Origin of the sequence: Myroides indicus, from assembly GCF_004364575.1 — a bacterium.
GTDB classification, from domain to species: Bacteria; Bacteroidota; Bacteroidia; order Flavobacteriales; family Flavobacteriaceae; genus Flavobacterium; species Flavobacterium indicum_A.
This window is the reverse complement of sequence record NZ_SOAG01000056.1, coordinates 1-5,412: the sequence shown is the minus strand read 5'-3', so window position 1 is coordinate 5,412 and position 5,412 is coordinate 1. Positions and strand designations below refer to the sequence as shown.

General features: G+C 33.2%; 3 protein-coding genes and 1 pseudogene. 3 read left to right on the top strand and 1 reads right to left on the bottom strand.

The window, feature by feature from the left end:
• Window positions 1–305: 305 nt before the first annotated feature.
• The 3 genes from C8P70_RS13455 to rpsA all read left to right on the top strand — a co-directional run bounded on the left by C8P70_RS13455 (window position 306) and on the right by rpsA (window position 3,842).
• Window positions 306–779 carry an Lrp/AsnC family transcriptional regulator gene (locus tag C8P70_RS13455; protein ID WP_133713824.1) on the top strand — a complete coding sequence of 158 codons (474 nt, stop codon included), beginning with the start codon at window positions 306–308 and terminating at the stop codon, window positions 777–779.
• A gap of 4 nt (window positions 780–783) precedes the next feature.
• Window positions 784–1,806: an EamA family transporter gene (locus tag C8P70_RS13450; protein ID WP_133713823.1), complete on the top strand. Its 1,023-nt coding sequence runs from the start codon at window positions 784–786 to the stop codon at window positions 1,804–1,806.
• Between the two features lie 281 nt (window positions 1,807–2,087).
• Entirely contained in the window at window positions 2,088–3,842 is a 1,755-nt protein-coding gene (rpsA, locus tag C8P70_RS13445) for a 30S ribosomal protein S1 (RefSeq protein ID WP_133713822.1), read from the top strand.
• Between the two features lie 237 nt (window positions 3,843–4,079).
• On the opposite strand, the pseudogene C8P70_RS13440 reads toward rpsA, so the two are convergent.
• Window positions 4,080–5,295 (bottom strand): annotated as a pseudogene (locus C8P70_RS13440) (IS256 family transposase).
• Window positions 5,296–5,412 lie beyond the last annotated feature (117 nt).

Sequence of the window (5,412 nt, the reverse complement as noted above, 5' to 3'; positions counted from 1 at the left end):
TTTCGAACAGAGCAGTTAAGCCCGCCAGCGCAGATGGTACTGCCGCAAGGTGGGAGAGTATGTCGCTGCCCTTCTTTTGAAAATCCCCTTCACATTAATGTGAAGGGGATTTTTTGTTGGAGGAATATTGAATAGTTTACGTTATATCTCAGATAATTTATACATAGTGGATTGAAAATGTATTTTCTATTTAGGAGGAATTATTTTCTTTAGAAACATTTAACTGTAGAATAAAATTCTTTTTTAATTGTTAATAACAGAATAATGTTCTTTTTATATATCTTTGCAACGTAAAACTAATAGCGATGGAATACAAACTGGATGAAATTGATTTGAAGATTCTGGGAATGATGCAAAATAATGCGCGTATCAATAATTCTGAGATAGCACGTGAGCTTGGCATGGCACCTTCTGCGGTTTTGGAAAGAGTCAAAAAACTGGAACAAAAAGAAGCTATTATTGCTTACAGCACTCGTATCAATCCTAAAGCTATTAATCAAAAAATGCTTTCGTTTATTTTTATAAAAGTAGATGAGATTATCGGCGATGAAAAAACCGGAAGACTTTTGGCTGAAATTCCTGAGGTTTTGGAAGTACACGATATCGCCGGTGATGATGGTTATCTTATAAAAGTAAGAACATCAGATTCGCTGGCATTAGTAGATTTGATGAGAAATTCACTTTCGAGGATTCAAGGGATTATTTCTACGCGTACGATTATAGTATTACAAACAGTAAAAGAAGACAATAGTTTAATTATACCTGAAAAAATTGAGTAATTATATGGCAAATGTAACTAATAACACAAGCAAAGGAGCAATTATTGCTGCTTATGCAGTTATTTATTTTGTATGGGGTTCTACTTTCTTTTTTATTCACAAAGCATTAAGCGATTTTACTCCTTTTGTCTTAGGATCACTGCGTTTTTTTGTAGCGAGTATGATTTTGTTTACTTATTGTAAGATGAAAGGATATAGATTGTTTCATAAAAGAGCAGTAAAACAAGCGGCTATTGTAGGTTTTTTATTGTTGTTTGTTGATATGGGCGCCTTGATATGGGCAGAACAACACGTATCCAGTGGTATTGCTGCAATTATGGCAGCTGCCGCCGCATTGTGGTTTATTATTTTAGATAAGTCACAGTGGAAAACTAATTTTTCTAGTGCGCCAATAGTTTTGGGATTATTGATGGGATTTGCAGGAGTAATTATGCTTTTTGCAGAACAGATTAATATTGCCGGAGACGCTTCTCAGCGATTGTTAAACTTATTCTGTATGGGACTTTTGGTTTTGGGTTCTATCGCTTGGACAGTAGGTTCGCTTTACTCAAAATACAGTCAAAAGAAAGAAGAAAGAGAGGGGGAAAAGAAAGAAGATTTGCACGTTATGGTAAAAACGGCCTGGCAGATGATTACAGCCGGAGCCATGTTTACCCTTGTAGCCTTGTTGAACGGAGAATACGCCTCTTTTGACGTCAGAGAAATTTCGGTTGGCGGATGGTTTTCGTTAGGGTACTTAATCACTTTTGGATCTATTTTAGCTTTTGGTTCTTATATTTGGCTTATTCAGATTCGTCCGGTTACAGAAGTGAGTACATATGCTTACGTAAATCCGTTAGTAGCGGTGGGGTTGAGTTATTTTTTTACAGACGATATCATTACCAGTTTGCAAATAGGCGGTTTAATTGTGATTTTAATAAGTGTGTTGTTGATGAACTGGAATCTTTATAAAGACTCTAAATTGTTTAAATCATTTAAAAAACCGTCTCGAATGGCTAGAATTAGAAAGCAGCTAATGAGTAATTAAAAAATTAAATTTTTCATACATTATACTAAACAATGGTCTTGGATGCGTTTCAAAGATCATTGTTTTGCAATTGAGAACTTGCAAAAGGTTTAAAAAGAGAAAATTAGTAAAATAAAAAGAATATTTTATTTGTGAAATAAAAAAATAGCGTACCTTTGCACCGCTTTTGGTATCAGTATAGTTTCGCCGGAGCATTTAAATTATAATGTTAAACATCTTTTGTTTGTTTATAACTGATACAGAAACTTATATAGAACAAAATACAAATTTTATTATCAGCAATGTCTGAAGTTACAAAAACACAAGAAGATTTTTTAAAAGAATTTAACTGGGATAGCTACGAAAACGGAATTGATGCCGTTGACGATTCTCAATTAAAAGAATTTGAAAGTTTAGTAGACAAAACGTTTATCTCTACAGATGATGAAGAAGTTGTTGAAGGAGTTGTAGTAAGAATCACTGACAGAGATGCGATTGTGGATATCAACGCAAAATCAGAAGGTGTTATTTCTTTAAACGAATTCCGTTACAATCCAAACTTAAAAGTAGGAGATAAAGTAGAAGTATTGATCGACGTAAGAGAAGATAAATACGGTCAATTAGTATTATCTCACCGCAAAGCTCGTACAATCAAAGCTTGGGATAGAGTTATCGCTGCTCACGAATCTGGAGAAATCGTTAATGGATTTGTTAAATGCAGAACTAAAGGCGGTATGATTGTTGACGTATTCGGAATCGAGGCGTTTTTGCCGGGTTCTCAGATTGACGTTAAACCAATCCGCGATTACGATCAATATGTGAATAAAACAATGGAATTCAAAGTTGTTAAAATCAATCACGAATTCAAAAACGTTGTAGTATCTCACAAAGCACTTATCGAAGCTGATATCGAAGTTCAGAAAAAAGAAATCATCGGTCAGTTAGAAAAAGGTCAAGTATTGGAAGGTATTGTTAAAAACATTACTTCTTACGGTGTATTTATTGACTTAGGAGGTGTTGATGGATTAATTCACATCACTGATTTATCTTGGTCAAGAATTAACCATCCAAGTGAGGTATTGGAATTAGACCAAAAATTGAACGTTGTAATATTAGATTTTGATGACGAAAAAACAAGAATTCAATTAGGTTTAAAACAATTATATGCTCATCCATGGGATGCTTTAGATGCTAACTTAAACGTTGGTGATAAAGTTAAAGGTAAAGTTGTTGTTTTAGCTGATTATGGTGCTTTTATTGAAGTTGCTGAAGGTGTTGAAGGTTTAATCCATGTTTCTGAAATGTCTTGGTCTACGCACTTGAGATCGGCTCAAGATTTTGTGAAAGTAGGAGATGAAGTAGAAGCAGTAATCTTGACTCTTGATAGAGAAGAAAGAAAAATGTCTTTAGGTATCAAACAATTAACACAAGATCCTTGGACCGATATTACGGCTAAATATCCAGTAGGGTCTAAGCATGTTGGTATCGTTCGCAACTTTACAAACTTTGGTGTATTTGTTGAATTAGAAGAAGGAATTGACGGATTGATTTATATTTCTGATTTGTCTTGGACTAAGAAAATAAAACATCCATCAGAATTTGTTAACGTTGGAGATAAATTGGACGTTGTTGTTTTAGAGTTAGATGTAGAAGGACGCAAACTATCTTTGGGGCACAAACAAACAACTGCTAATCCTTGGGACAAATACGAGGAAGCATACGCTGTTGGAACTGTTCATTCAGGAGAGATCTCTGAATTGGTTGACAAAGGTGCAACTGTTGTGTTTGAAGAAGATGTAGTTGCCTTTATTCCAACTCGTCACTTGGAAAAAGAAGATGGCAAAAAATTGAAAAAAGGAGAAACTGCCGAATTTAAAATTATTGAGTTCAATAAAGAGTTCAAAAGAATAGTTGCTTCCCATACTTCAATTTTCCGTGAAGAGGAAGAAAAAAATGTGAAAGCTGCTGAAATTACATCAAATACTGCTGAGAAAACTACTTTAGGAGATATTGATGCTCTTGCAGAGTTAAAAGAAAGAATGGAAAAAGGTAAATAGCTGAACAGCTATTTGTTTTAAAATTTTTAATTCAATAATAAATAAGCTCATTGTTAATAAAAGCAATGAGCTTTCTTTTTTGTGGATAGATATCTATAAGCAATGAAATTTAAGAAAGAAAAAGATTTTGGATTTGATTTTACTTGGATTATAATTAGTTTAAATGCTGTTTCTTAAAAGTGTATTAGTTCAAAAATAAAGCTTGGGTTAGGTATTCAATTAAAGATTAATCTTATTTTAATATAGGATTAAGAATTGATCGATAATCCCTCCCCTAGTTTCTCACAGGCATTAACCATTTTTTAGTTGCTTCTCTTACAGCTAAATATACGGATTTCATCACAGTTTCATCTTTAGGGAAGGATAATTTCTTCTTGGTATATTTCTTGATTTTATCATTTAGGTATCCAATAAATTGGTTGTGTAGATGATTTTCCTAGTATCTACGAGTAATTCAAAGAATACAGTAAGATCCTTCCAGATCGAAGATTCATCGAATTCCAATAAAAAGGATAATTACATGAGATAATTGTTTCTCCAACTTTGGATTGCATAGAAATATTTATATTTCTACTTAGCAGCAAAGTCGTTTAGAATAGCTTCAGCCGCTTGTTTAGTTGGAGTATTGTAAATCTCTTTCATATCTGTAGAAAATTGCTTTTGTCCTTCGGTACAACGTATTTACAAGCTTTTCTTATTTGATGTACAACACAGATTTGTGTTTTAGATTCAGGAAAAACAGTGCTTATGGTATCGGTAAAATCGTTTAAGTTATTGGTTGCTGTAATTAAAATATTTTCGATTTCTCTGGCTTTCATATCGGTTAAAACACTCATCCAAAAGGAAGATGATTCATTTTAACCTAATCATAGACCCAAAACTTCTTTGCGCCCATCTCGTTGTAGTCCGATTGCGATGTAAATGTTTTTTTAATAACTTTAGACCCTTCTCTAACTTTAAATAATACTGATTAAATAAACAGGTTCTGATGGGCGATTTTGCCAAGCTAAAATATCAGATAGTAATAGCGTCAGTTATACGAGAAATAGTCGATTGAGAAACGTCAAAATTGTATACTTCTCTGATTTGTTCTTCAATATCAGAAACGGACATACCTTTGACATAAAGCGAGACTATAACGTTTTCTAAGCCCTCTACCATACTTTTTCGCTTGGAAATAATCATTGGGTTAAAACTAGTATCGCAATCTATGGGAATCTTTATTTCTTCTTCTCCGTAATTGGTCTTTATCTTTTTGGTAGAATAACCATTACGCATGTTTTCTTCCTTTCGTCAATCATGCTTATCGTAATCCAGGTGAGCATCTAAATCACCATTTAGCATTTTTTAATTTAATTCCTCGCTTTTACAAGTCTTTTAGGAAATTTTGAAGTTCATCTCTAGTTTTAAACTGTTTGAGAAAATCATCTGGAAATAGGTCTTTTGTTTTAATAACTATGCAAATATTAAATATAACCCGTGGTGCATTTGTATAAGTATTGAATAAAAGTTGTGCAATTTACTAAAAAACAGTAAATTGCAGTTACCACACAAACAATTCAATGCACAA

Bases quoted from the DNA above. Each gene is read 5' to 3' on its own strand.
- C8P70_RS13450 (WP_133713823.1), top strand. From the start codon at position 784: ATGGCAAATGTAACTAATAACACAAGCAAAGGAGCAATTATTGCTGCT.
- rpsA (WP_133713822.1), top strand. From the start codon at position 2,088: ATGTCTGAAGTTACAAAAACACAAGAAGATTTTTTAAAAGAATTTAAC.
- C8P70_RS13455 (WP_133713824.1), top strand. From the start codon at position 306: ATGGAATACAAACTGGATGAAATTGATTTGAAGATTCTGGGAATGATG.